This window comes from Streptomyces sp. B3I8, assembly GCF_030816915.1.
In the GTDB taxonomy this organism is placed as follows: domain Bacteria; phylum Actinomycetota; class Actinomycetes; order Streptomycetales; family Streptomycetaceae; genus Streptomyces.
This window is the reverse complement of record NZ_JAUSYN010000002.1, coordinates 5,770,212-5,792,532: the sequence shown is the minus strand read 5'-3', so window position 1 is coordinate 5,792,532 and position 22,321 is coordinate 5,770,212. Positions and strand designations below refer to the sequence as shown.

Below are 22,321 nucleotides of genomic sequence, written 5' to 3'. Positions count from 1 at the left end.
CGGCGCCCCGTCACGGTATGCCGCCCAGTCCTGTGAGGGCGCCGATCGGGTCGAGGTCGGGGATGCCGCGGGGCCACCAGTCGTCGGCGCCCGGATCGGACTCGTAGGCGTACCAGAGGTGGTCGCGGCCCAGACGGAGCTGGACGTGGCCGACGGGGTGCGTGAGCCGGTTGCGCCAGGGGCGGAAGGCGGGCAGGTCGGCGGCGAGGAGCAGCGGGCGGGCCCGGTCGAACCGGCCTGCCGGCGGGTCCCACGGTTCCTCCAGGACGGCGAGCCCTTCGAGTCCGCCCTGCCGCCAGGCGGCGACCGCGCGGGCGAGGTCGGCGGTCGTACGGCCGGTGGCGGAGGCGAGGGAGGCGTAGACGGCGCGGGTGGAGGCGGTGAGGCCGGAACCGGGGCGGGCGGCGGCGAGGCGGACGGCGTCCTGCCACAGGGTGAGTTCGGCGACGGGGTCGCGACCGGTGGTGAGCAGTGCGTGGGCGCGGGCGGCGGCGTCGGTGGCGAGTTGGTCGAGGGCGAGTGGGTCCGGGCCGCCGGGGGCGGCGGGGTGGGCCGGGGGCTGCTCGGGGTGCGGGGGCGGGGGCAGCGGGGCGGGGAGCGGCGGGAGCGTGCGCGGGGTGACGGCGTCCCGGGCGCGGACGCCGGGGAGGGCGGCCGTGTCGTGCGCGTCCTGTGCGGCGCGGGCCGCGTGGGCGGCGCTGCGGCGGGAGAGGGCGTCGAGGATCTCGCGTTCGCCCCGGCCGCGGAGCAGGAGCAGGACGAAGGGGTCCTCGTCGAGCAGGCGTGCGGTCTGGTAGCAGAGGGCGGCGGCGTGTTTGCAGGGGTGGCCTCGGTCGGGGCAGCTGCACAGCGGTTCCAGGTCGCCGGGGCCGGGGAGCAGGGGGACGCCGCAGTCCGACAGCGAGTGCGGCATCTCCTTGTCCAGGAGGGCGGCGATGTGGCCGGTGTGTTCGACGGCGGCGTCCAGGAAGCGGTCCCAGTCGGCGTCGGAGAGGGTGCGGAGGCGGACCTGGGTGCGGTAGGGGCGGGGGCGGCTGCCGCGGACGTAGGCCAGTGCCTGGCCGGGGGTGACGGTGATGGCGTCGACGTGGCCCTGCGCGGCGTAGGTGCGGCCGCGGGCGAGGCGGGCGGCGTCGAGGGCGCCGGCCTCCAGGGCGGTGAGCCAGGCGTTGCCCCACCATGTGGTGGCGACGGGGTCGCCGTTCGCGTCCGTGGCGCGGGGTGCGCTCGGGGGGAAGGTGCGGCGGAGGTCGCCGTCTCGGGTGGGGGCGGCCATGGAGTGGGGGGTGCGGGGGGTTGTCGGTGCGGGGGGCTCGGGTGCGGGAGGGGGGTTCGGTGCGTTGACGGGTGCGGGTGCGCGGGGGTTGGTCGCGCGGCTCCCCGCGCCCCTGAGGGGGGTGCCGTCGGGCTCGGACGCCGGGGAGCTCGAAGGGGTCGGTGTGCCGGCGGGTGCGGGTGCGTCGGGGCTGGGCGCGCCGTTCCCCGCGCCCCTGAGGGGGGCCGGGGCGTCGTGGGGCACGGTGGGGGGCGTGGCCTCGGCGCGGGCGGCTCGCAGGGCCCGGCGGGCGATGTCGCCGGGGCGGGCCGGCTTCGCCGGGGGGCGGGTGGGGCGCGGGGTCCCCGTCCCGGGCGATTTCCCTGTCCCGGATGATGTCCCCGCCTCGGGCGGTTTTCCTGCCCCGGTCGGTTCCCCCGCCTCGGTCGGTTCCCCCGGCTCGGGTGGCCTGGGTGCGCGGGCGCGGGCCTCCCGCAAGGCCTTGCGGGCCGCGTCGCCTGGCCTGGGGGCGGGTGCGTTCGGGGTTTCCTCCGTCATGACGCCGCCCTCCGCAGGGAGACCAGGTCGGACAGTTCGCGGTCGGACAGTTCCGTCAGGGAGGTCTCGCCGGAGCCGAGGATCGCGTCGGCGAGGGCGCGCTTGGAGCGCAGCATGTCGTCGATGCGGTCCTCGACCGTGCCCTCGGTGATCAGCCGGTGCACCTGCACCGGCTGGGTCTGCCCGATACGGTAGGCACGGTCGGTGGCTTGCTCCTCGACCGCCGGGTTCCACCACCGGTCGACGTGGACGACGTGCCCCGCGCGGGTGAGGTTCAGGCCCGTGCCGGCGGCTTTGAGGGAGAGGACGAGCACCGGGGTCGCACCCTCCTGGAAGCGGTCCACCATGCGCTCGCGTTCCGGCACCGGGGTGCCGCCGTGCAGCAGCTCGACGGGGACGGCGCGGGCGGCGAGGTGGGCGGTGATCAGCCGGGCCATGCCCACGTACTGGGTGAAGAGCAGCGCCGAACCGTCCTCGGAGAGAAGGGTGTCCAGGAGTTCGTCGAGGAGCGCGAGCTTCCCGGAGCGCTCCCCGAGTGACCGGGCGGTGGCGGGGTCCTCCTTGAGGTACAGCGCGGGGTGGTCGCAGATCTGTTTGAGGGAGGTGAGGAGCTTGAGCACCATGCCGCGCCGGGCGATGCCCTGGGCCGTCTCGATCGCGAGCATCGACTCGCGGACCACCGCCTCGTACAGCGCGGCCTGTTCGCGGGTGAGTGGTACCGGGTGGTCGGTCTCGGTCTTGGGCGGGAGTTCGGGGACGATGCCCGGGTCGGACTTCTTGCGGCGCAGCAGGAACGGGCGGACCAGGCGGGCCAGCCGTTCGGCGGCGCCGGGGTCCTCGCCGCCCTCGACGGCGCGCGCGTGCCGGGCGCGGAAGGATTTCAGCGGGCCGAGCAGTCCGGGCGTCGTCCAGTCCAGCAGCGCCCACAGTTCGGAGAGGTTGTTCTCCACCGGGGTGCCGGTCAGCGCGACCCGCGCGGGCACCGGGATCGTGCGCAGCGCCTTGGCCGTCGCCGAGTAGGGGTTCTTCACGTGCTGCGCCTCGTCGGCGACGACGAGCCCCCAGCTCTGCTCGGCCAGCAGGTGCGCGGTGGAGCGCATGGTGCCGTAGGTGGTGAGGACGAAGCCGCCGTCCAGGCCGTCCAGCGTACGGTCGGGGCCGTGGAAGCGGCGGACGGGGACGCCGGGCGCGAAGCGGGTGATCTCCCGCTGCCAGTTGCCGAGCAGGGAGGCCGGGCAGACGACGAGGGTGGGTTCGCGGCGGGCGCGGCGCAGGTGCAGCGCGATCAGGGTGACGGTCTTGCCGAGGCCCATGTCGTCGGCGAGGCAGCCGCCGAGGCCGAGGGAGGTCATGAGGTCGAGCCAGGCCAGTCCGCGCAGTTGGTAGTCGCGCAGGCGGGCGTCGAGTCCGGGTGGCGGCTCGACGGGGGTGATGCCAGCCGTCAGCCGGTCCCGCAGCGCGGCCAGGGCGCCGACGGGGACCGCTTCCACGCTCTCGCCGTCGACCTCGGCGGTGCCGGTGAGGGCGACGGACAGCGCGTCGACCGGGTCGAGCAGGCCGAGTTCCCTTTTGCGGGCCTTGCGGACGAGGGCGGGGTCGACGAGCACCCACTGGTCGCGCAGCCGGACCACCGGGCGGTGCGCCTCCGCCAGGGCGTCCATCTCGGCCTCGGTGAGCGGGTCGCCGCGCAGCGCGAGCTGCCAGCCGAAGCGGAGCAGGTCCTCGCTCTCGAAGAAGCCTGTGCCGTCGGTGGCGGAGCCGGGGGCCGGGTGCAGTACGGCGGTCGCGGTGAGGTCCTGGGCGAGGTCCCGGGGCCAGTGCACGGCGACGCCGGCGGCGCCGAGCCGGGTGGCGGCGACGCCGAGGAGGTCGGTGAGCTCCTCCTCGGACAGGGCCAGGACGTCGGGCGCGTCCTGTTCCGTGAGCCGCTCCAGGGGTGGCCAGACGCGGGCCGCGCGGCGCACCGCGAGCGCGGCGTCCACCCGGGCGCGGGGCCCGAACGCGTCGTCGGACTCCCCCGCCCACAACGTGGCCGCGTCGGTGACGAGTGTGGGATCGGCGAGGCTGTGCACCTGGACGACGGCCGTTCCGGCCCGGCGGGCGTCCTCGGCGTCGTCGAAGAGCTGGTACGCCGACAGGTCCAGGCGCAGCGAGATCCGTACGCCGGTGTCCATGCCGGCGGCGACCTCGGCTGCCCAGTCGCGGGCGCCGGGCAGCCGGGTCGTGGCGCGGGCGGCGAAGGGCCGGCCGGACACGTGGGCCGCGGCGGGGGTGCGTGGCAGGGTGTCGGCGACCGCGTCCAGGAAGGCGCGCACCAGGGCCTCCGGCTCGGGCAGGCGGAGGGGGCCGCGCCCGGGAAGCGGCACGGCGTGCCCCTCGTACGGGAGGGCGGCGGCGATCGCCCTCAGGTGGGCGATGTCGTCCCGTTCCAGCGGGCCCGCGCGCCAGGCGTCGTACCCCTCGGCGGTGAGGCCGGGCAGCAGCCGGCCCCGGGCGACGAGCCGCAGGGCGTGCAGTGCGGCTGCCCCCCAGCAGGCGGTGGCGGGGTGGGCGGCCGGGGCGTGCCGGGCGGCGGTGAGGACGGGCAGGGCGGCCGCGACGGTGAGGGTGCGCGCGGGCACGGTGGCCCGGCGGACGGTGGCGCCGTGCGGCCGTACGACGACCAGTTCCTCGACGGGGGCGGCGGGCGGCGCGGAGCCCTCCGGGTCCCAGAAGGCGACGCGGCCCTGCCGGGGCACGGGGCCGGGCAGGAAGACGGCGGCGAGGCGCGCGGGCACTCCCTCGTGCGCGTGCTCCACGTGCGTGTGTTGCCCGTGTTCCATACGTCCGGCCACCTCCCGCCCCTCGCGTCGTGTCAGGTGTCTACGACTGTACGGGCGGGGTCTGACAGTCGGCTCCGGAGCCCGTGCGGGGTGGCCGCGGCAGCGCGGCGACGGCGCCGGCCTGCCGGAAGCGGCCGCAGCGGCAGCAGCGGCAGCGGCGGCAGCCACTGTGGCGGGCCGGTCTACGGCACCGTGCGCGACGGCCGGTCTACGGCACCGTGCGCGACGGCCGGTCTACGGCACCGTGCGCGAGACGACGTACACCATCGGGTGCGCCGGGTCGGAGCGGTTGACGACGATGTCGTGGGTGGGGGACGGGCTCTTCTGCTTGTGGACCAGCCCGTACCAGGGTCCCGGCCCGCTGAAGCTCCAGCCGATGACCTGCTGGTCACGGGTGCCGATGGCGACGTCGCCCATCTTCAGCGCGGTGGCCTCGGTACCCGTCTGGCGCAGGAAGCGCTCCAGCCCCTCGTTGCTGGTCAGAAACTGGGTGTACAGCCTGCTGGTCTTCCAGTTGTTCGTCTCGTAGTAGGCGACGTCGCGCGAGTACGGCGGGACGGGCACCTGGTAGAGGCGGCGCTGCACGAGTGAGGGCCAGCCGGCGGTGAGACCGGTCGCCGACCACTTCTCCTCCTTCTGCTTGCCGCTGTCCCGGCTCTGGTTGGCGGAGATCACCAGGTAGCCGGCCGGGACGCCGATGAGCAGCACGATGGTCAGGAGGGTGAACGCACGCCGGCGGATCATGTGCCGGCGGTTCTCGGGCGTACGTGCGGTCTGCTGGGGCGTGAGGGGCTGGTGGGGTACCGCGGCGGACGTCATGAGGCGTCCTCCCGTTCCGAGCGCCGGGAGTCGGCGTACCGCTCGTAGCGCTCGTGGCGCTCCACCCGGCGGCGCTTGGCGCGGCGGAAGCGGCGGGCGACCAGCCGGGCCAGGTCGGCGGCGCCGACCATGCCGGCCTCGGGGCCGAGCTGGGCGCGCACGATACGGGCCTCGGGGCGGTAGCCGCGGCCGGTGAGGTGCCGCTTGAAGGCGTCCCGGGCGGGGCCGATGAGCAGGTCGTCGGCGGCGCTGACGCCGCCGCCGATCACGAAGCAGGACGGGTCGAGGGCGGCGGCGAGGTTGGCGATGCCGACGCCGAGCCACTGGCCGATGTCCTGGAGCAGTTCGACGCACATGGCGTCACCCTCGCGGGCGAGTTCGGTGATCATCGGGCCGGTGATGTCGCCGACCTGCCCCTTGACGTGCTCGATGATCCCGTACGCCACCGGGGAGTCGGCGGCGGCCAGTTCCCTGGCCTCGCGGACCAGCGCGTTGCCGGAGCTGTACTGCTCCCAGCAGCCGCGGTTGCCGCAGGGGCAGCGGTGCCCGCCGGGCACGACCTGCATGTGGCCGAACTCGCCCGCGACCCCGTACTTGCCGCGCTTGACCTGGCCGTCCTCCAGGATGGCGCCGCCGATGCCGGTACCGAGGGTGATCATGACGAGGTGGTCCTCGCCGCGCCCGGCGCCGAAGCGCCACTCGGCCCAGGCGGCGGAGTTGGCGTCGTTGTCGACCAGGACGGGCACGGCCAGGCGCTCGGCCAGGCGGTCCCGCAGCGGCTCGTTGCGCCAGGACAGGTGCGGGGCGAACAGGACGCGGTTGCGGTCGGCGTCGACCCAGCCGGCCGCGCCGATGCCCACCGCGTGCACGTCGTGCCGGTCGGACAGGTCGAGCACCAGCTCGGCGATGGTGTCCTCGACGACCTTGGGACTCTTCGACTTGTCCGGGGTCTCCGTGCGCAGCCGCTCCAGGATGTTGCCGTCCGCGTCCACGACGCCCGCCATCACCTTGGTGCCGCCGATGTCGATGCCGACGGTCGGCACGCGGGGCGCCGTCAGGTGCGAGCGGCGCTCGCGGGTGCCGACGGTGCGCAGGGCGGTGGCGCGGCGGGAGCCGATGGGCGCGCCGGCGGTGACTCTGGCGGCGCCCAGTGCGCGCGGGAGGGAGAGGTCGCGGTAGGTGCTCATCGTCGCCGATTGTGCCGTATGACTGCGTCGGCCGGGGGGCGGGCTCCCCGCCCGGGGGTGCGGGGCGGGCGCCGGGCAGGGGGGTGGCGGGCGCCGTTGTTTCCGGGTGCGGGGGTGTTGTGGCTGGTCGCGCGCTTCCGGTGCCCGGCCGCGGACCGGGAGTCGGACTTCGCCGGACCTCTCGGATCAGCCGCGGACGAGGAGCTGGAATTCGAACGAGTAGCGGCTGGGACGGTAGGTGTGGGTGCCGTACTCGACGGCGCGGCCGGTGTCGTCGAACGTGGTGCGCTGCATGGTCAGCAGGGGGGCGCCGGCGGCTTCGTCCAGCCGCTCGCCCTCCTCGGCGGTGGCCGCGCGGGCGCCGATGGACTGGCGGGCGCTGTGCAGGGTGATGCCGGCCGCGCGCATCATCCGGTACAGGCCGGTCGCCGCGAGCTGCCCGCTGTCCAGGTCGAACAGCCCGGTCGGCAGGTAGTTGCACAGGTGGGCCATCGGTTCGCCGTGGGTCAGCCGCAGCCGCTCGATGCGGTGCACCTGGACGCCCTCGGCGATCTGGAGGGCGGCGGCCACCAGGGCGGGGGCGGGCTCCAGCACATTGACGAGGACCTCGGTGGCGGGGCGCTGCCCGGCCGCCTCCAGGTCGTCGTAGAGGCTGCTGAGCTCCAGCGGGCGTTTGACCTGGCTGTGCACGACCTGGGTGCCGACCCCTCGCCGGCGCACCAGCAGTCCCTTGTCGACCAGGGACTGGATGGCCTGGCGCACCGTGGGCCGGGACAGGCCGAGGCGTGCGGCGAGTTCTATCTCGTTGCCCAGCAGGCTGCCCGGCGTCAGCGTTCCGTGCTCGATCGCGGCCTCCAGCTGCTGGGAGAGCTGGAAGTAGAGGGGCACCGGACTGCTGCGGTCGACGCCGAGTTCGAGCGACACGGTGTGGTCCACTTCTGGTTTGGGCACGGCCCGAGCGTAGCTGCGGCACCTGTTGACGGGAAGTTGTGCGGTCAGGTTGTCCGGACAAAGGATTGACAGCGTGACGGCTGTCACCTCACTTTGTTCACATGCGCATCGGACTCATCGGGGCGGGCCGTATCGGCACGCTCCACGCGGCCACGCTCAGCCGCCACCGCGACGTGGGAGCCCTCATCGTCACCGACGTCGACCCGGCCCGGGCGCACGCCCTCGCGGACCGGCTGGGCGCAACGGCGGCCCCCGGGGTGGACGAGATCTTCACCTGGGGCGTGGACGCGGTGGTCATCACGGCGGCCACCGCGGCCCACGGCGAACTGATCGGCCGGGCGGCGCGGTCGGGGCTGCCGGTGTTCTGCGAGAAGCCGGTCGCGGTCGACCTGCCGGGCACGCTGGCGGCGCTCGCCGAGGTGAAGGCGGCGGGCACGGTGCTGCAGATGGGCTTCCAGCGCCGGTTCGACGCGGGGTACGCCGGCGCGCGGGACGCCGTGCGCGCCGGGCGGCTGGGCCGGTTGCACACGGTGCGGGCACTCACGGCGGACCGTACGCCGCCGTCGGCCGCGCACCTGCGGGTCTCGGGCGGGTTCTTCCGGGACACCCTGGTGCACGACTTCGACATGGTGCGGTGGGTGACCGGGCGCGAGGTCGCCGAGGTGTACGCGACCGGCTCGGACGCCGGGCCGGAACCGTTCCGGGAGGCGGCGGACGTGGACACGGCGGCCGCCGTGCTCACGCTGGACGACGGCACGCTCGCGACGGTGACCGGAGCGCGGGTCAACGGCGCGGGGTACGACGTGCGGATGGAGCTGGCGGGCGAGCGGGACACGATCGTGGTGGGGCTGGACGACCGCACCCCGATCGCGTCCACGGAACCGGCCGGACCACCCCCGGCGGACAAGCCGTGGCCGGGGTTCCTCGAACGGTTCGCGGCGGCGTACGAGGGGGAGCTGGGCGCGTTCGTGCGGGTGGTGCGGGGGGAGCGGGAGAACCCGTGCGACGGGTGGGAGGCGCTCGGGGCGTTGCGGATCGCGGAGGCGTGCGAGATGTCGCGCCGTGAGCGGCGCGCGGTGAAGGTGGAGGAGGTGGCGGGGGGTTAGGGCCTGGGGCGGGGGTGCGTGGGCCAGGGGGGTTTTCGCCCCCGCCGCCCCTTCCCTTCCCGACCCCGGGGGGGCCGCCCCCCGGCCCCCCGAAGGATCGCGCAGTTCCCCGCGCCCCTGAGTACCTACCAGCGGATCGGCAAGGTGCGGAAGCCGCGCATCAGCATGCCCGGCACCCGCGGGCCCGGAGGGCCGTCGAGGGTCAGATCGGGGCAGCGGTCCAGCAGGGACCGCAGCGCCGTGCGGGCCTCCAGGCGCGCCAGCGGCGCCCCCAGGCAGAAGTGCAGGCCGTGCCCGAACGCCAGGTGTCCCTGCGGGGCGCGCCGGATGTCGAAGCGGTCGGGGTTCGGGTAGCGCGCGCCGTCCCGGTCGGCCGAGTCGAGGCCGACCAGCACCCCCTCTCCCCTGCCGATCAGCCGGCCGCCCAGTTCCACCGGCTCCGCCGCGAAGCGGAACGTCGCCGTCTCCACGGGCCCCTCGTAGCGCAGCATCTCCTCGACCGCGCCGTCCAGCAGCGACATGTCGGCCCGCAGCGCCGCCAGTTGCTCGGGATGGGTGAGCAGCGCGTGCACGCCGTTGGTGAGGAGGTTGACGGTCGTCTCGTGTCCCGCGACGAGCAGGATGAACGCCATGCCGCGCAGTTCCGCCCGGGACAGCCGGTCGCCGTCCTCGGCGCGGGTGCGGATGAGGTCGCTGAGCAGGTCGTCGCCCGGCGCGGCGGCCCGCTTGTCCTCGATCAGCTCGTCCAGGTACGCCGCCATCTCCCCCAGCGCGCCGCCGTGGTCGTCGTCACCGGCGGCCGGTGCCACGACCCGGGTCGACAGCGCCCGGAACGCCTCGCGGTCCAGGTCGGGCACGCCGAGCAGTTCGCAGATGACGGTGATGGGCAGCGGATAGGCGAAGGACCCCACCAGGTCGGCCCGGCCGCGCGGCACCATCTTGTCCAGCAGGTCGTCGGTGATCTGCTGCACTCGCGGAGCGAGCGCCCGGATCCGCCGCGCGGTGAACGCCCGGGTGACCAGCGCGCGCAGCCGGGTGTGCTCGGGCGGGTCGGAGACGAGCACGTGCCGGCCCATGATCCGCTCGTCGAACGCCTGCGCGCCCAGCTTCCGGACGTCCTTGGCGAACCGCGGGTCGGCGAGCGCCGCACGCGCCTCCTCGTACCCGACGACCAGCCAGCACTCCCACGGATCGGGCTCCGGCATCCGCACCCGGTGCACGGGTCCCCGCTCCCGCAGCTCCGCGTAGACCGGGAACGGGTCCTCGGCGAAGGCCTCGCCGTACTGCCCCAGGTCGATCACCGTGTCCGCCACGGCACTCCTTCCGTTCGCGTGTCACGCCCGCGTCCTCGAACGGGACAACGTGTGGCGGCCCGACTTGGTGCCCCGCGGCCGTCAACGGCGGTTCGCCCCCGGGAAGGTCCGCAGGCTCACCGAGGGCGTGACGCCGTGGACGGCCTTGTAGGAGGCGGCGAAGCGGCCCGCGTGGTGGAAGCCCCATCGGGTCGCGATCTCGGTGACGGTCGTGGCGTCGGCCGGGTCGGAGGGGTCGGCGGCCAGGAGCTCGCGGTGCGCCCGTTCCAGCCGGATCCGCCGCATGTAGTGGTGCGGGGTCTCGTCGAGGGCGCGGCGGAAGCCGAGTTCGAGGGCGCGTACGGTCAGTCCGAGGTGGCGGGCCAGCTCGCCGACGTTGAACTCGGCGGTGGTCTCGTCCTCTATCAGGCGCATCGCCGAGCGCACCGCCTTGCTGGGTGTCGCCCGGTAGGCAGGCCCGGCGGGGGCGCCCAGGTCGTGGTCCAGACCGAGCAGCACGGCGTTCAGGGCGTGTTCGGAGAGCCGCCGCAGCAACCCGCCGGGAACGGCGGCGACATCGCCGTACCGTCCGAAGTTCTCGGCGAGCAGTCTGGCGGCGCTGTGCACGGCGTGGCCGCGGTCCAGGGGCAGCACCTGGTGCACGAAGCGCGGTGGCCGGTCCGTGTCCCGTTCGCCGGTCAGCGCGCGGGCCGCACGCGCCAGTGAGGTGGTCGTCACGCGCAGCATGAGGGCGCGGCAGTCGGCGCTCCAGTCGACGAGCACACGTCCGTCCGGTGCGATCACCACGACCGATTCCCCGGCGTACGCGTCGAGGACCTCGCTTCCCCTCCGGACGCGGAGGCGCCCCGACAGGGGTATCGCGATGCCGAGGTAGCGGGAGTCCGCCTCCCTGTCCATGATCACGTCCGCGCCGTAACTCATGTGCCCGACCCCTACGGAGCCGGTGTCGGCGTAGAAGGCGCGCGCGTCGACGTCGCCGCGGCGATCGGGGCGCGCGCGCAGCCGGCCCGGTGCCATGAACCGTCTGACCTCCCCTTCCGCCACCTCCAGATCGTGGGTCTCGAAGCGCTTGTAGGCGGCGAGCGCGCGCAGGACACAGTCGTCGGGATGCACGCGGTGGGTTCCTTCGAGGGGGGCGGTCATACGGTTCTCCAGGATGTCGGCACGTGGTCCGCCACGGACCTCGCGCTTCACACCCTGACATCACGCGCACCGCATGCCACCGCACCGCATGCCACCACTCCGCACGGCGCCGCCCGCGGCCGGCCCGCGTGTCAGTGGGCCGCGCGGCCCGCCAGCAGGGTCGCGGCGTTCGTGGCCGTCAGCTCCCGCCACGGGCCATGGGACTCCGCCCGCCATCCGGTGTCGAGGGCGGCGACCTGGTCGGCGACCAGCCCCGGCGGCGTCCAGCAGTAGTCGCTGCCGTAGAGCAACCGCCCGGTGCCGACATGGCTGATCAGAGCCTCGACGTGCACCGGCAGCGGGGTCCCGGCCAGGTCGAACCAGAGGTGCGCGAGCCCCGCGTCGATGCGCGCGGCCCCGTCCGGGGAGGGCTGGAGGGCGGCGAACAGCCGCAGCCGGTCCACGAGCACCGGCAACGACGCGCCGCAGTGCGGCACGACGGTCCGCAGCCCGCTGCGACGGGCCGCCTCGCCGCCGGTGAGCATGGCGGCCAGCACGCGGGTGGTCTCGGCGAAGAACTCCACCATGGGACGCGGCAGTTCCGGCACCGTCGGCTCCCAGCCGAGCGGGGTCGTGGGGTGCACGAACATGACGGCGCCCCGCCGGTCCAACTCGTCGAGGAACGGCGCGACGCGCGGGTCGCCGAGGGAGACGCCACCGGCGTTCGTCATCACCACCGTGCCGGCGGCGCCGAGTTCGTCGAGCGCCCGGCCGGCCTCCGCGACGGCCTCGTCGACGTCCGGCAGCGGCACCGAGGCGAAGAACCGGAACCGGTCCGGATGCTCGGCGGCCAGACCCGCCGCGTAGTCGTTGACCCGACGGCACAGCGCGACCGAGGCCTCCCTGTCCCCGAACCAGACCCCCGGTGAGGAGATCGAGAGGACGGCCTGCTCGATGCCGTGCGCGTCCATCAGCCGGAGGTGGTCCTCCGGGCTCCACGCCGGCCACGCCGGCATCCCGTCGGGGTGGTGGTGTCCGGCGGCCTTCGCGGCCTCGACGTACCAGGGCGTCACGAAGTGGGCGTGGACGTCGACGAGGGGTTCTGCTGGGTGCTGCTCCATCGTTGTTCCTCTCCTGTGACGGCCGTGTCGGCCCTGTCGGCCGTGTCGGCTGGAAGGGGCGGCGGCCCGACGGGCGGGTGACCGCGCGGTCGTGGTCCCGTCATGGTCCCGGAGCGCGGGCCCGCTCCGGGCCCTCGAACGCCTTTCGGCCGGGCTCTTTTCGCAACTTGGACACCGGGGCCGGCCCACCCCCACGTGCTCCCGGGTGCGGGCGGGCGGGGGCGCTCCGTGTGTCCGCCCGGCCGCCCGCCGTCCCGGTGGAAGAATCTCCGTCCATGCGCGCCGCTTACATCGAACAGCTCGGGCCGCCCGAGGTGATCCGTCTCGGGGAACTGCCCACGCCCGTGCCGGGGGCCGGTGAGGTACTGGTGGACGTGGTGGCCAGCGCCGTCGATCCGGTGGACACGCTCGTGCGGTCGGGGGTGTTCCGTACGCCGCTGACGTTCCCCTTTGTCGTCGGGCGCGATCTGGTGGGGACGGTCGTGGAGGCGGCCGGCGGGTTCGCGGCGGGCGAGACGGTGTGGTGCAACAGTCTGGGGCACGGGGGGCGGCAGGGAGCCGCCGCCGAGCGGGTCGTCGTCGCCGCGAACCGGTTGTACCGGCTGCCGGACGGGGTGCCGCCGCTGGAGGCGGTGGCCGTGCTGCACCCGGCGGCCACCGCGTATCTCGCCCTGTTCAACCACGGGGAGCTGCTCCCCGGCGAGACGGTGCTGGTGGCCGGGGCCGCGGGCAACGTGGGATCGGCGCTGGTCGCGCTGGCCGCGCGGGCCGGTGCGCGGGTGCTCGCCACTGCCTCACCACGCGACCACGAGCACGTACGGGCGCTGGGTGCGGCCGAGGTCGTCGACTACCGGGAGCCGGTCGAACGGCTGGCCGAGCTGGCCCCGGGCGGTGTCGACCTGCACGTCGACACCTCCGGTCGGCACGACCTCGACGCGGCCGTCGGGCTGCTCGCCAACCGGGGCCGCATCGTGCTGCTGGCCGGTCCGGGAGCGCGGCCCGCGCTGCCGGTGGGGCCGCTGTACATGAAGGACGGCTCCGTGCGCGGCTTCGCCATCTCCCGGGCCACCGTCGCCGAACTGGCGGAGGCCGCGGCGGCCCTGAACGACGTGCTCGCCCGGGGCCTGCTGCGCCCGCGCGCGCTGGAGGTGCTGCCACTCGACGCGGCGGCCGAGGCCCATCGCCGGCTGGAGGCCGGTGAGCTGCGCGGCCGCCGGGTGGTGCTGCGGGTGGCGGCGGGGACGCCGGGGGCCGACGAGGGGCAGTAGCCGTCGCGGCAGAGGCACCGGGGCCGGGGATCGTGAGTCGGGGATCGGGGCCCGGGGCGGCGAGGGGCCGTGGCCGTCGCGGGCGGGGCCGTGTTCCGGGAAGGTCGGCCCGCGTGAGCCGGGACGGTCAGCTTGCGCGGGTCGGGACGGTCAGCTTGCGCGGGTCGGGACGGTCAGCCCGCGTGCGTCGAGAACATCCCGCCCGTGGGGCCCTGTTTGTCGCCGCCCTGGGCCTTCTTGAGGGCGTTGGCGAGGCCCTCGATGGTGAGGGACTGCAGGATGACGCGGCCGTTGCCCTCCAGCGTCGCCAGGGACAGGCCCTCGCCGCCGAGTACCGCGTTCATCAGGCCCTGCCGGTTGAGGCCGCCGATGCGCTGGACTCCGTACCGGATGCCCTCCTCGAAGGCGACGACGCAGCCGGTGTCGACCTCGATCCGGCCGCCGAAGTCCGCCGGGTTCAGGTCGATGAAGTTGCCGGCACCGGCGATGATCACGGTGCCCAGGCCGGTGAACTTCTCCAGGACGAAGCCCTCGCCGCCGCTCATGCCGGTGCGGCCGCCCTGGAAGGCGATGCCGAACTCCACCGTCGACTCGGCGGCCACGAAGGCGTCCTTCTCGGCGAACCACGCGCGCGTGCCGTCCAGCTCCAGGGCGCGCATCTCGCCGGGGAGCACACCGGCGAAGCCGACGGTGCCCTCGGCACCGGACGCCGTGAAGTGCTGGAACGCCAGGGACTCACCTGCGAGCATGCGCTGGCCGGCCTGCATGGCCGTGCCCATGGCCTGGCGGAGCATGCCGCCCATGCCGCCGCTCCCGGAGCCGGAGCCGCCTCCCGCGCCGCCGCCGCTGCCCGGGGCGGACAGGCGCGTCTCCATGCTGACGTTCGCGGTCTTGAAGAGGAACTTGCCGGCTTCGCAGTAGACGGTCTGGCCGGGGTGCAGGTTGACGATCGCCATCTGCATGGCGGTGCCGACGATGTCTTGCCGAAGAGTCACACCGGCGCAACGAGTGGACCCGGCCGCGGGTTCCCGCACCCGCCGGACCTCACCCGACCGCCGGGTAGGCTGCTGGCCTCCGTAGGTCGCCGGCTCCTCGTGGGCTGCCGGCCCGTGGGTTGCCGGTCCCCGTCCCCCGGAAAGGAACGCGCCGTGCCGTCGTCGTCCAGTGCCCGAGACGCCGCCAGGTCCGCCGGCTCCGGTGGTGGTGTCCAGTCCCTGGAGCGCGCCTTCGACCTGCTGGAGCGGATGGCGGACGCGGGTGGCGAGGTCGGCCTGAGCGAGCTGGCGGCGAGCAGCGGGCTGCCGCTGCCCACCATCCACCGTCTGATGCGCACACTGGTCGCGTCCGGTTACGTGCGTCAGCAGGCGAACCGGCGGTACGCGCTCGGCCCCCGGCTGATCCGTCTCGGGGAGTCCGCCTCGCGGCTGCTCGGCACCTGGGCCCGGCCGCACCTCGCCCGGCTCGTGGAGGAGACCGGCGAGACGGCCAACATGGCGCTGCTCGACGGCGACGAGATCGTGTACGTGGCGCAGGTGCCGTCCAAGCACTCGATGCGGATGTTCACCGAGGTGGGCCGGCGGGTGCTGCCGCACACCACGGGGGTCGGCAAGGCGCTGCTGGCCGGTCTGGAGCCGGCTGAGGTGCGGGCCCTGCTGCGCCGCACGGGCATGCCCGCCGCGACGGAGCGCACGATCACCTCGCCGGACGCCTTCCTCACCGCCCTGGAGGAGGTACGGCGCCAGGGGTACGCGGTCGACGACAGCGAGCAGGAGATGGGCGTGCGGTGCCTGGCGGCCCCGGTGCCGGGAGCGCCGACCGCCGCGGCCATCTCCATCTCGGGCCCGGCCGGCCGGGTCACCGAGGCGGCGACGGCCACGATCGTGCCGTTGCTGCGGCAGGTCGCGGCGGACCTGTCCCGGGCGCTCGCCACCTGATCACATCCCGGGCGCTCGCGACCTGGCCGCGCCCGCGCCGCGCACCCCGGCGTGCGCCCGCCTACGTGCGCGGCGGCGTGCCGAACAGGTCCACCGCGTCCCGGACCTCCTCCAGCCCCCGCGACAACGCGCTGACCGAGCCGATCGACCCGGCGATCAGCAGCAGCGAGCGCCGCATGCGCCGTGTTTCCGGCGCGCCCCCCGCGATCATCGCGGCGAGGGCCGCCAGTTCGTCCTCGGCGATCGACCGGTCGGGCAACTCCGCCGGGTGAAGGGCGAGTTGACGCCGTAAGCGGGACACGGCCGTCCGCAGTCCGGTCACTCTCGGGTCCTCGTCGCCGCCGGTCACCCGTCTCTGCCCCAAGCTCCGCAACACAGCTCCCCCTTCGCGCCTCACCCGTGCGCACCCCCATGACGCGGTTGCACGACCGCGTGCGCCCCGGCGCACGGACAGGGCGCATGGGGGGTGCGGGTCAGTAAACGCCACCCGACGCCGCGTGCGCCACCGTGCGGACCGAAATTGGGCACCAACGTGTATGCAGGAGTGCATGCGATCGAACGAAGAGCGAACCGGGGCCGCCGCGTCCGCCCACGCCGCCGCCGCGTCCGGCCCCCGTCCCGTCGTCGGGCTGTTGCTCGCGGCGGGGGGCGGACGGCGGCTCGGCGGGCGCCCCAAGGCGCTGCTCGTGCACGACGGGCGCCCCCTGGTGGAACACGCGGCCGAGGCGCTGCGGGCGGCCGGGTGCGCCCGGGTGCACGTCGTGCTGGGCGCCGCGGCCGAGGAGGTGCGCGCCCGCGCGGAGCTGCCGGACTGCGTCCTGGTGGACAACCCGGAGTGGGAGGAGGGCATGGGCACCTCACTGCGCGCGGGGCTCGGCTCACTGGCCGGGACGGGGGCGGGCGCGGCACTGGTCACGCTGGTGGACCAGCCCGGCATCGGCCCGCGCGCCATGCGGCGCGTGCTGGCCGCGTACGCCTCCCCGGCGACCCTCGCCTCGGCCGCGTACGACGGCGTACGCGGCCATCCGGTGCTGCTGGGCGCGGACCACTGGGCGGGCGTGGCCGCGACGGCGACCGGCGACCGGGGGGCGCGCACGTATCTCAAGGCGCACGGGGGCGCACTCCGGCTCGTGGAGTGCGGCGATGTGGCCGAGCCCTACGACATCGACACCGAGGCGGATCTCGTCCGGCTGCGCGTCGGCCCGCCAACGGCGCCCCCTACGACGTCCCCCACTCTTGGTCAGCATTGAAGTTCCACAATGAGGAAACTAGGATCCACCAGACAGAAAACTGTCTGGCGACCACAGAGCTCCACCGCGCCCGTCGAAGGATGTGACCTCCGCATGTCCGCACCCGTGCCGTCCCCGCCGCGCGGCGGTGCTGTCGTCGTGGACGACGCCGCCCCGTCCCTGCCCCGGCAGGAGGAGGTGCTGACCGAGGAGGCGCTCGACTTCGTGGGCGAGCTGCACCGCCGGTTCACGCCCCGTCGCGACGAACTCCTCGCCCGCCGCGCGGAGCGCCGCGCCGAGATCGCCCGCACCGCGCGGCTGGACTTCCTGCCGGAGACGGCCGCGATCCGCGCGGACGACTCTTGGCGGGTGGCCCCCGCGCCACCCGCGCTGGAGGACCGCCGGGTGGAGATCACCGGCCCCACCGACCGCCGGATGACCGTCAACGCGCTCAACTCCGGCGCCAGGATCTGGCTGGCCGACTTCGAGGACGCTTCCGCGCCCACCTGGGAGAACGTGGTCCTCGGCCAGCTCAACCTGATCGACGCCCACCGCCGCACCATCGACTTCACCGACGAGCGCACCGGCAAGTCGTACGCCCTGCGCCCCGACGCCGAGTTGGCCACGGCGGTCGTGCGCCCGCGCGGCTGGCACCTGGACGAGCGCCATCTGCGCGACGGGGCGGACGGGGCCCGGGTCCCGGGGGCGCTCGTCGACTTCGGGCTGTACTTCTTCCACAACGCGGGCCGGCTGCTCGACGCCGGCAAGGGCCCGTACTTCTACCTGCCGAAGACGGAGTCGCACCTGGAGGCCCGCCTCTGGAACGACGTGTTCGTCTTCGCGCAGGACCGCCTCGGCATTCCGCGCGGCACGGTCCGGGCCACCGTCCTGATCGAGACGATCACGGCCGCGTTCGAGATGGACGAGATCCTCCACGAACTCCGCGAGCACGCCTCGGGGTTGAACGCGGGCCGCTGGGACTACCTGTTCTCCCTGATCAAGAACTTCCGTACCGCGGGGCCCGAGTTCGTCCTCCCGGACCGCAACGCGGTCACGATGACGGCCCCGTTCATGCGGGCGTACACCGAACTCCTCGTCCGCACCTGCCACCGGCGCGGCGCGCACGCGATCGGCGGCATGGCGGCGTTCATCCCGTCCCGGCGGGACGCGGAGGTCAACCGGGTGGCGTTCGAGAAGGTGCGCGCCGACAAGGACCGCGAGGCGCGCGACGGGTTCGACGGCTCCTGGGTCGCCCACCCCGATCTCGTGCCGATCGCGCGGGAGTCCTTCGACGCCGTCCTGGGCGAGCGCCCGCACCAGAAGGACCGGCTGCGTGAGGACGTGCGCGTGACGGCCGCCGACCTGCTCGCGGTCGGCTCCCTCGACGCACGTCCGACGCGCGCGGGCCTGGTCAACGCCGTGCAGGTCGGCATCCGTTACATCGAGGCGTGGCTGCGCGGGCAGGGCGCGGTGGCCATCTTCCACCTCATGGAGGACGCCGCCACCGCGGAGATCTCGCGCTCCCAGATCTGGCAGTGGGTCAACGCCGGTGTCGTCCTCGACGACGGCGCGGAGGTCACCGCGGAACTGGTGCGCGAGGTGGCCGCAGGCGAACTCGATGCCCTCGGCGAGGAGTTGGGCGCGGAAGCGTTCGCCGCGGGGGCCTGGCAGGAGGCGCACGACCTGCTGCTGCGGGTGGCGCTCGACGAGGACTACGCGGAGTTCCTGACCCTGCCGGCGTACGAGCGGCTGAGGGGCTGAGACGAGAAAATCGGCAGAAGAGGGGCGCGCCCGGTTGCCCCCGGCCGCCTCGCGTCACCCCAGGTGTGTCGACCAGTCCTGTTCCGCCGCCGGTCTGCCGTGCAGGTCGGGGACATGCCGGAGCCAGGCCGGGCGGCCGCGCCGGGTGTGGGCCGCGCGCCGGGCCTCCTCGGCGGCGCGCTCCTCCCGGGTGGGGAAGTCCGTCGGCAGCCAGGCCGCCGAGGCCCGGACGCGGGCGGCCAGATAGCCGACGTAGGCCTCGCGGACCTCGTCGGCCGTCGCGAACCCCGCCTCGCCGGTCAGCCACGCGTCCGGCACCGCGGCGGTCACCTCGCGCAGCAGATCCTCCGTCACGCGCGGCGCGAGTGCCGCGTCGGCGGCCCTTACGTCCGGCGCGGCGTGGCCGAGCGCGTGGTGCCGGAAGTCGTACGCCTTCTCGGGGGCCGAGGTGTCCCAGCGGTGGTGGAAGACGAGGGCCGCGCCGTGGTCGATGAGCCACAGGCGCGGGGGCGCCACCCCGAGCGTCGGCCAGACCATGAGGTTGGAACTGTGCACGGTGCGGTCGACGTTGACGGTGAGGGCGTCCAGCCAGACGATGCGCCCGGCCTCCAGCGGGTCGACGGGGAAGGTCTCGGCGAGGTCGGGGGTGTAGTCGGCGGCGCCCGGCAGGTGGTCCATGCCGAGGTTGAGCCCGGGGCTGGCGTTCACCAGGTCGCGGACCTCCTGGTGGGGCTCGTGCGCGGCGACCGCCGGGTCGAAGCGGACCCGGACGAGCTCGGGGACCCGCAGGCCGAGGGCGCGGGCCAGCTCACCGACGATCACCTCGGCGACCAGCGCCTTCAGCCCCTGCGCGGAGGCGGTGAACTTGACGACGTACGTCCCGAGGTCGTCGGCCTCGACGATGCCGGGCACGGAGCCGCCGGAGTGCAGGGGTGCGACGTAGTGGGTCGCGGTGACCTCTCTCAACATGAGCAATGGTCCCGCGTCTCTTGATCCTCGGATTTCACGGCCCGCCTCCGGCCTCCGGCACGAGGTGAGCATAACCGGGCGGCGTCCGCGCACCGGACCCCGGGCGGCCCGCCGACCGCGACGCGGAGCCGAGTGATCAGTTCCACAACGGCCACTATTGCATATTTGCCGCAACTACTGATTTGACGCGTTGACGTGGTTCCGCGGCGCCCCGCGCGAACCCCGGCCGGCGGGCACGGGGCCCGACCGTCCCACCGCCGTGCGGTGGCACCTCGACACGCTGCGCGCGCAGGGCTTCGGTGAGGCACGGCAGATCCGGTGCTCGGCGAGCGACTCACTGGTGGCCGCACCGCGCTGAACCCGCACCGGGCGCCGGGTGGCCGTCACCGCGCGAGGTGCCGGGCACCCGGGGCGAACGCGGAGGACCGACCGGTCCACGTCCGCCCGCGGGCTCGGACCGGCCGGTCCGCCCTCGGACCGGCCGGTTCACGTCCGCCCTCAGTGCGGTCGGGCGCCCGCCTGGTCCGTCACCAGGAGGACTTGGTCACCCCCGGCAGGTTCCCGGCGTGCGCCTGGGCCCGCAGACTCACCCGTGACAGCCCGAACTTGCGCAGATGTCCACGAGGCCGGCCGTCCACGCTGTCCCGGTTGCGGATCCGGGTCGCGCTCGCGTCGCGCGGCTGACGGCGCAACTCCGCCTGGGCAGCGGTCTTCTCCTCGTCCGTGCTCCGGGGCGAGGCCAGGACGGACTTCAGCACGGCGCGCCGCTCGGCGTAACGGGCCACGATCTCCTTGCGCCGCTCGTTCTTCGCGATCTTGCTCTTCTTCGCCATCAGACGCGTTCCCCTCGGGCCCGGATCCGCGCGACGGCGGCCTCGATGCCGATGACGTCCACCGTCTTGATACCGCGCGCGCTGAGCCGCAGTCGCACGTGACGGTTCTCGCCGGGCAGCCAGTAGCGCTTGCTCTGGATGTTGGGGTCGAAGCGGCGGGACGTGCGCCGGTGCGAGTGGGAGATCTTGTTGCCGAAGCCCGGTTGCGCGCCGGTCAGTTGGCAGTGAGCGGACATGGTGGTGCTGCCTTTCTCTCCATCGGCGTACCGATAATGGAAATCATTGTCGTATGCTACCCGCCATGGCACGCAACGAACTACGCCCCGTCATCAAACTGCGCTCCACCGCCGGGACCGGCTACACGTACGTGACCCGCAAGAACCGCCGCAACGACCCGGACCGGCTCGTTCTGCGCAAGTACGACCCGATGGCCCGACGGCACGTCGACTTCCGCGAAGAGCGCTGACGCAAGCACCGCTCCGCCCCGGGCGGCCGGCACACCCCGCCGTCCTCCCCGCTCCCCCGCTCCCCCGCCCCTCCGGCTCCCTGCCTTCCCTGCCTTCCCTGCCTTCCCTGCCTTCCCTGCCTTCCCTGCCTTCCCTGCCCTCCCTGCCCTCCCTGCCCTCCCTCAAGGAGCATCCCGTGAAGCCCGGAATCCACCCCGAGTACCGCCCGGTCGTCTTCCGCGACAAGGCCGGTGACTTCGCCTTCCTCACCCGCTCGACCATGACCAGCGACCACACCGTCGAGTGGGAGGACGGACAGACCTACCCGGTCGTCGACGTGGAGATCTCCTCGGCGAGCCACCCCTTCTACACCGGCACCCAGCGCGTCCTGGACACCGCCGGGCGCGTCGAGCGGTTCGAGCGCCGCTACGGGACGGGGAGGGGCCGCCGATGATCTCCGGGGAACCGATGGCCGTGGTGGTCGTGAGCGGTCTGCACGCCGAAGCCCGCCGTGCCGCGGTCGAGCGGATACTGCGCGAGGTGCCCGGCAGCGTCGCCCTCCTGCACGACCTGTCCGCGGGCCCCGCGGGCGAAGTGCGCCGCAGCGTCCGCGACGCCACCGGCGAGCTGTCCTGGGGCGAGACGCCCCTGGTCGACGACTGCCCCTGCTGCGCGCTGCGCGAGGACCTCGTGCCCGAACTGGAGCGTCTCGCCGGCAGCGGTCTCACCCGCCTCGCGGTGGTGGAACTGTGGGACTCCGTCGAGCCCCGGGGCATGGCCGAGGTGATAGCGGCGCACGGCGACGGTGCCTTCCGGCTGACCAACGTGATGACGGCCGTGGACCCCTCCCTCGTCCTGGCCTGCCTGTCCAACGGCGACGATCTCGCGGAGGCCGGGCTCGCCGCGTCCGCGACGGACCGGCGCACCGTGGCCGACACCTTCGCCCGCCAACTGGAGTACGTACCCGTCCTCGCCGTGTCCGACAGTGACGACACCGGCCTCGACGACCTCGCGCTCCTGCGGCAGTTGCATCCGACCGCCGAGCGCGTCCCCCTCACCTCGGGAATGCTGGGCGCGGCCGCCGTCGCCGGCTTCGACGTGGACGCGGCCGCGGCCGCGTCGCATCCGGCCTGCGCCCGCCTCCCCCACGACTGCCACGCACACGGCGTCAGCACCCTCGTCTGGCAGCGCCGCCGCCCCTTCCACGCGGGGCGGCTCTACGACGCGCTGGAGGACCTGTGCTGTGCGGCGGCCCGCAGCCGCGGACGGTTCTGGCTCGCGGACCGGCCCGACACCCTGCTCGCCTGGGACGCCGCCGGAGGTGCCCTGTGCGTGGAGAGCGCCGGGCCCTGGATGGCCTCGCTGCCGGACGCGGCCTGGGAGACGGTGTCGCCCGAACGCCGCGCCGCGGCCGCCCTCGACTGGCACCCCGAACACGGCGACCGCTGCCAGCACCTCGTGTTCACCTCCCCCGACCTCGACCGGGAGGGGCTGCTCCACCTGCTCGACTCCTGCCTTCTCACCGACGCCGAACTCGCCGCGGGGCCCGACACGTCGTCCCGGCCCACCGGATTCGACGAACTGCTCGACTTCGCCGCCTGACCATCGCCGCACCTCCTTCCGACGA

The 22,321-nt window shown here is 74.4% G+C and carries 22 protein-coding genes; 9 read left to right on the top strand and 13 right to left on the bottom strand.

The features are described from left to right. Positions 1 to 10 precede the first annotated feature (10 nt). The 5 genes from QFZ64_RS27740 to QFZ64_RS27720 all read right to left on the bottom strand — a co-directional run bounded on the left by QFZ64_RS27740 (position 11) and on the right by QFZ64_RS27720 (position 7,565). The gene (locus QFZ64_RS27740; protein WP_307070262.1) at positions 11 to 1,813 is read right to left on the bottom strand and encodes an SWIM zinc finger family protein; all 1,803 of its coding nucleotides are present in this window, start codon (positions 1,811 to 1,813) and stop codon (positions 11 to 13) included. Then, on the bottom strand, positions 1,810 to 4,635 hold the full coding sequence (locus QFZ64_RS27735; RefSeq protein ID WP_307070261.1) for a DEAD/DEAH box helicase: 2,826 nt from the start codon (positions 4,633 to 4,635) through the stop codon (positions 1,810 to 1,812). The genes QFZ64_RS27740 and QFZ64_RS27735 overlap by 4 nt, the downstream gene beginning before the upstream one ends. 234 nt (positions 4,636 to 4,869) lie before the next feature. Further along, on the bottom strand, positions 4,870 to 5,454 hold the full coding sequence (locus QFZ64_RS27730; protein ID WP_307070260.1) for a sugar kinase: 585 nt from the start codon (positions 5,452 to 5,454) through the stop codon (positions 4,870 to 4,872). Continuing rightward, entirely contained in the window at positions 5,451 to 6,641 is a 1,191-nt protein-coding gene (locus tag QFZ64_RS27725) for an ROK family glucokinase (protein WP_307070259.1), read from the bottom strand. The genes QFZ64_RS27730 and QFZ64_RS27725 overlap by 4 nt, the downstream gene beginning before the upstream one ends. A gap of 186 nt (positions 6,642 to 6,827) precedes the next feature. After that, the gene (locus tag QFZ64_RS27720) at positions 6,828 to 7,565 is read right to left on the bottom strand and encodes a GntR family transcriptional regulator (protein WP_307071894.1); all 738 of its coding nucleotides are present in this window, start codon (positions 7,563 to 7,565) and stop codon (positions 6,828 to 6,830) included. Positions 7,566 to 7,693: 128 nt separating this feature from the next. Between QFZ64_RS27720 and QFZ64_RS27715 the strand changes: the two genes are divergently transcribed. Further along, a complete protein-coding gene (locus tag QFZ64_RS27715) occupies positions 7,694 to 8,698 on the top strand; it encodes a Gfo/Idh/MocA family oxidoreductase (RefSeq protein ID WP_307070258.1) in 1,005 nt (334 codons plus the stop codon). A gap of 125 nt (positions 8,699 to 8,823) precedes the next feature. Here QFZ64_RS27715 and QFZ64_RS27710 read toward each other — a convergent pair whose 3' ends face one another. From QFZ64_RS27710 to QFZ64_RS27700, 3 genes are all read right to left on the bottom strand, one after another. Then, positions 8,824 to 10,011, bottom strand: a complete 1,188-nt coding sequence (locus QFZ64_RS27710; protein ID WP_307070257.1) for a cytochrome P450 — start codon at positions 10,009 to 10,011, stop codon at positions 8,824 to 8,826. Positions 10,012 to 10,092: 81 nt separating this feature from the next. Further along, positions 10,093 to 11,154 (bottom strand): AraC family transcriptional regulator, encoded by a 1,062-nt coding sequence (locus QFZ64_RS27705; protein WP_307070256.1) that lies wholly within the window; start codon positions 11,152 to 11,154, stop codon positions 10,093 to 10,095. Positions 11,155 to 11,285: 131 nt separating this feature from the next. Further along, positions 11,286 to 12,254 carry an amidohydrolase family protein gene (locus QFZ64_RS27700; protein WP_307070255.1) on the bottom strand — a complete coding sequence of 323 codons (969 nt, stop codon included), beginning with the start codon at positions 12,252 to 12,254 and terminating at the stop codon, positions 11,286 to 11,288. A gap of 275 nt (positions 12,255 to 12,529) precedes the next feature. Here QFZ64_RS27700 and QFZ64_RS27695 point away from each other — a divergent pair, with 275 nt between their 5' ends. Then, a complete protein-coding gene (locus QFZ64_RS27695; RefSeq protein ID WP_307070254.1) occupies positions 12,530 to 13,522 on the top strand; it encodes an NADPH:quinone reductase in 993 nt (330 codons plus the stop codon). Positions 13,523 to 13,695: 173 nt separating this feature from the next. Here QFZ64_RS27695 and QFZ64_RS27690 read toward each other — a convergent pair whose 3' ends face one another. After that, positions 13,696 to 14,517, bottom strand: coding sequence for an AIM24 family protein (locus tag QFZ64_RS27690; RefSeq protein ID WP_307070253.1), 822 nt, complete (start codon positions 14,515 to 14,517; stop codon positions 13,696 to 13,698). Between the two features lie 153 nt (positions 14,518 to 14,670). Between QFZ64_RS27690 and QFZ64_RS27685 the strand changes: the two genes are divergently transcribed. Next, on the top strand, positions 14,671 to 15,456 hold the full coding sequence (locus tag QFZ64_RS27685; protein WP_307070252.1) for an IclR family transcriptional regulator: 786 nt from the start codon (positions 14,671 to 14,673) through the stop codon (positions 15,454 to 15,456). Positions 15,457 to 15,517: 61 nt separating this feature from the next. Here the strand turns inward: QFZ64_RS27685 and QFZ64_RS27680 are convergent, their stop codons facing one another. Beyond that, entirely contained in the window at positions 15,518 to 15,832 is a 315-nt protein-coding gene (locus QFZ64_RS27680; protein ID WP_307070251.1) for a DUF5955 family protein, read from the bottom strand. Positions 15,833 to 16,004: 172 nt separating this feature from the next. Here QFZ64_RS27680 and QFZ64_RS27675 point away from each other — a divergent pair, with 172 nt between their 5' ends. Continuing rightward, positions 16,005 to 16,706, top strand: a complete 702-nt coding sequence (locus tag QFZ64_RS27675; protein ID WP_307070250.1) for a nucleotidyltransferase family protein — start codon at positions 16,005 to 16,007, stop codon at positions 16,704 to 16,706. Between the two features lie 93 nt (positions 16,707 to 16,799). Beyond that, on the top strand, positions 16,800 to 18,446 hold the full coding sequence (gene aceB, locus QFZ64_RS27670; protein ID WP_307070249.1) for a malate synthase A: 1,647 nt from the start codon (positions 16,800 to 16,802) through the stop codon (positions 18,444 to 18,446). Between the two features lie 54 nt (positions 18,447 to 18,500). Here aceB and QFZ64_RS27665 read toward each other — a convergent pair whose 3' ends face one another. Further along, positions 18,501 to 19,415, bottom strand: coding sequence for a HipA family kinase (locus tag QFZ64_RS27665; RefSeq protein WP_307070248.1), 915 nt, complete (start codon positions 19,413 to 19,415; stop codon positions 18,501 to 18,503). A 190-nt stretch (positions 19,416 to 19,605) separates the two neighbouring features. Between QFZ64_RS27665 and QFZ64_RS27660 the strand changes: the two genes are divergently transcribed. Beyond that, a complete protein-coding gene (locus QFZ64_RS27660) occupies positions 19,606 to 19,773 on the top strand; it encodes a hypothetical protein (RefSeq protein WP_373430675.1) in 168 nt (55 codons plus the stop codon). Positions 19,774 to 19,942: 169 nt separating this feature from the next. Here QFZ64_RS27660 and rpsN read toward each other — a convergent pair whose 3' ends face one another. Both rpsN and rpmB read right to left on the bottom strand, forming a co-directional pair. Next, entirely contained in the window at positions 19,943 to 20,248 is a 306-nt protein-coding gene (rpsN, locus tag QFZ64_RS27655; RefSeq protein WP_307070247.1) for a 30S ribosomal protein S14, read from the bottom strand. Beyond that, positions 20,248 to 20,484 (bottom strand): 50S ribosomal protein L28, encoded by a 237-nt coding sequence (gene rpmB, locus QFZ64_RS27650; protein ID WP_307070246.1) that lies wholly within the window; start codon positions 20,482 to 20,484, stop codon positions 20,248 to 20,250. Before rpmB ends, rpsN begins: the two co-directional genes overlap by 1 nt. Before the next feature lie 65 nt (positions 20,485 to 20,549). On the opposite strand from rpmB, the gene rpmG reads away from it, so the two are divergent. The 3 genes from rpmG (at position 20,550) to QFZ64_RS27635 (ending at position 22,296) form a co-directional block, all read left to right on the top strand. Beyond that, positions 20,550 to 20,714, top strand: coding sequence for a 50S ribosomal protein L33 (gene rpmG / locus QFZ64_RS27645; RefSeq protein WP_307070245.1), 165 nt, complete (start codon positions 20,550 to 20,552; stop codon positions 20,712 to 20,714). A gap of 176 nt (positions 20,715 to 20,890) precedes the next feature. Continuing rightward, positions 20,891 to 21,148, top strand: a complete 258-nt coding sequence (locus tag QFZ64_RS27640; protein WP_307070244.1) for a type B 50S ribosomal protein L31 — start codon at positions 20,891 to 20,893, stop codon at positions 21,146 to 21,148. Next, positions 21,145 to 22,296: a GTP-binding protein gene (locus QFZ64_RS27635; protein WP_307070243.1), complete on the top strand. Its 1,152-nt coding sequence runs from the start codon at positions 21,145 to 21,147 to the stop codon at positions 22,294 to 22,296. The genes QFZ64_RS27640 and QFZ64_RS27635 overlap by 4 nt, the downstream gene beginning before the upstream one ends. Positions 22,297 to 22,321: the final 25 nt, after the last annotated feature.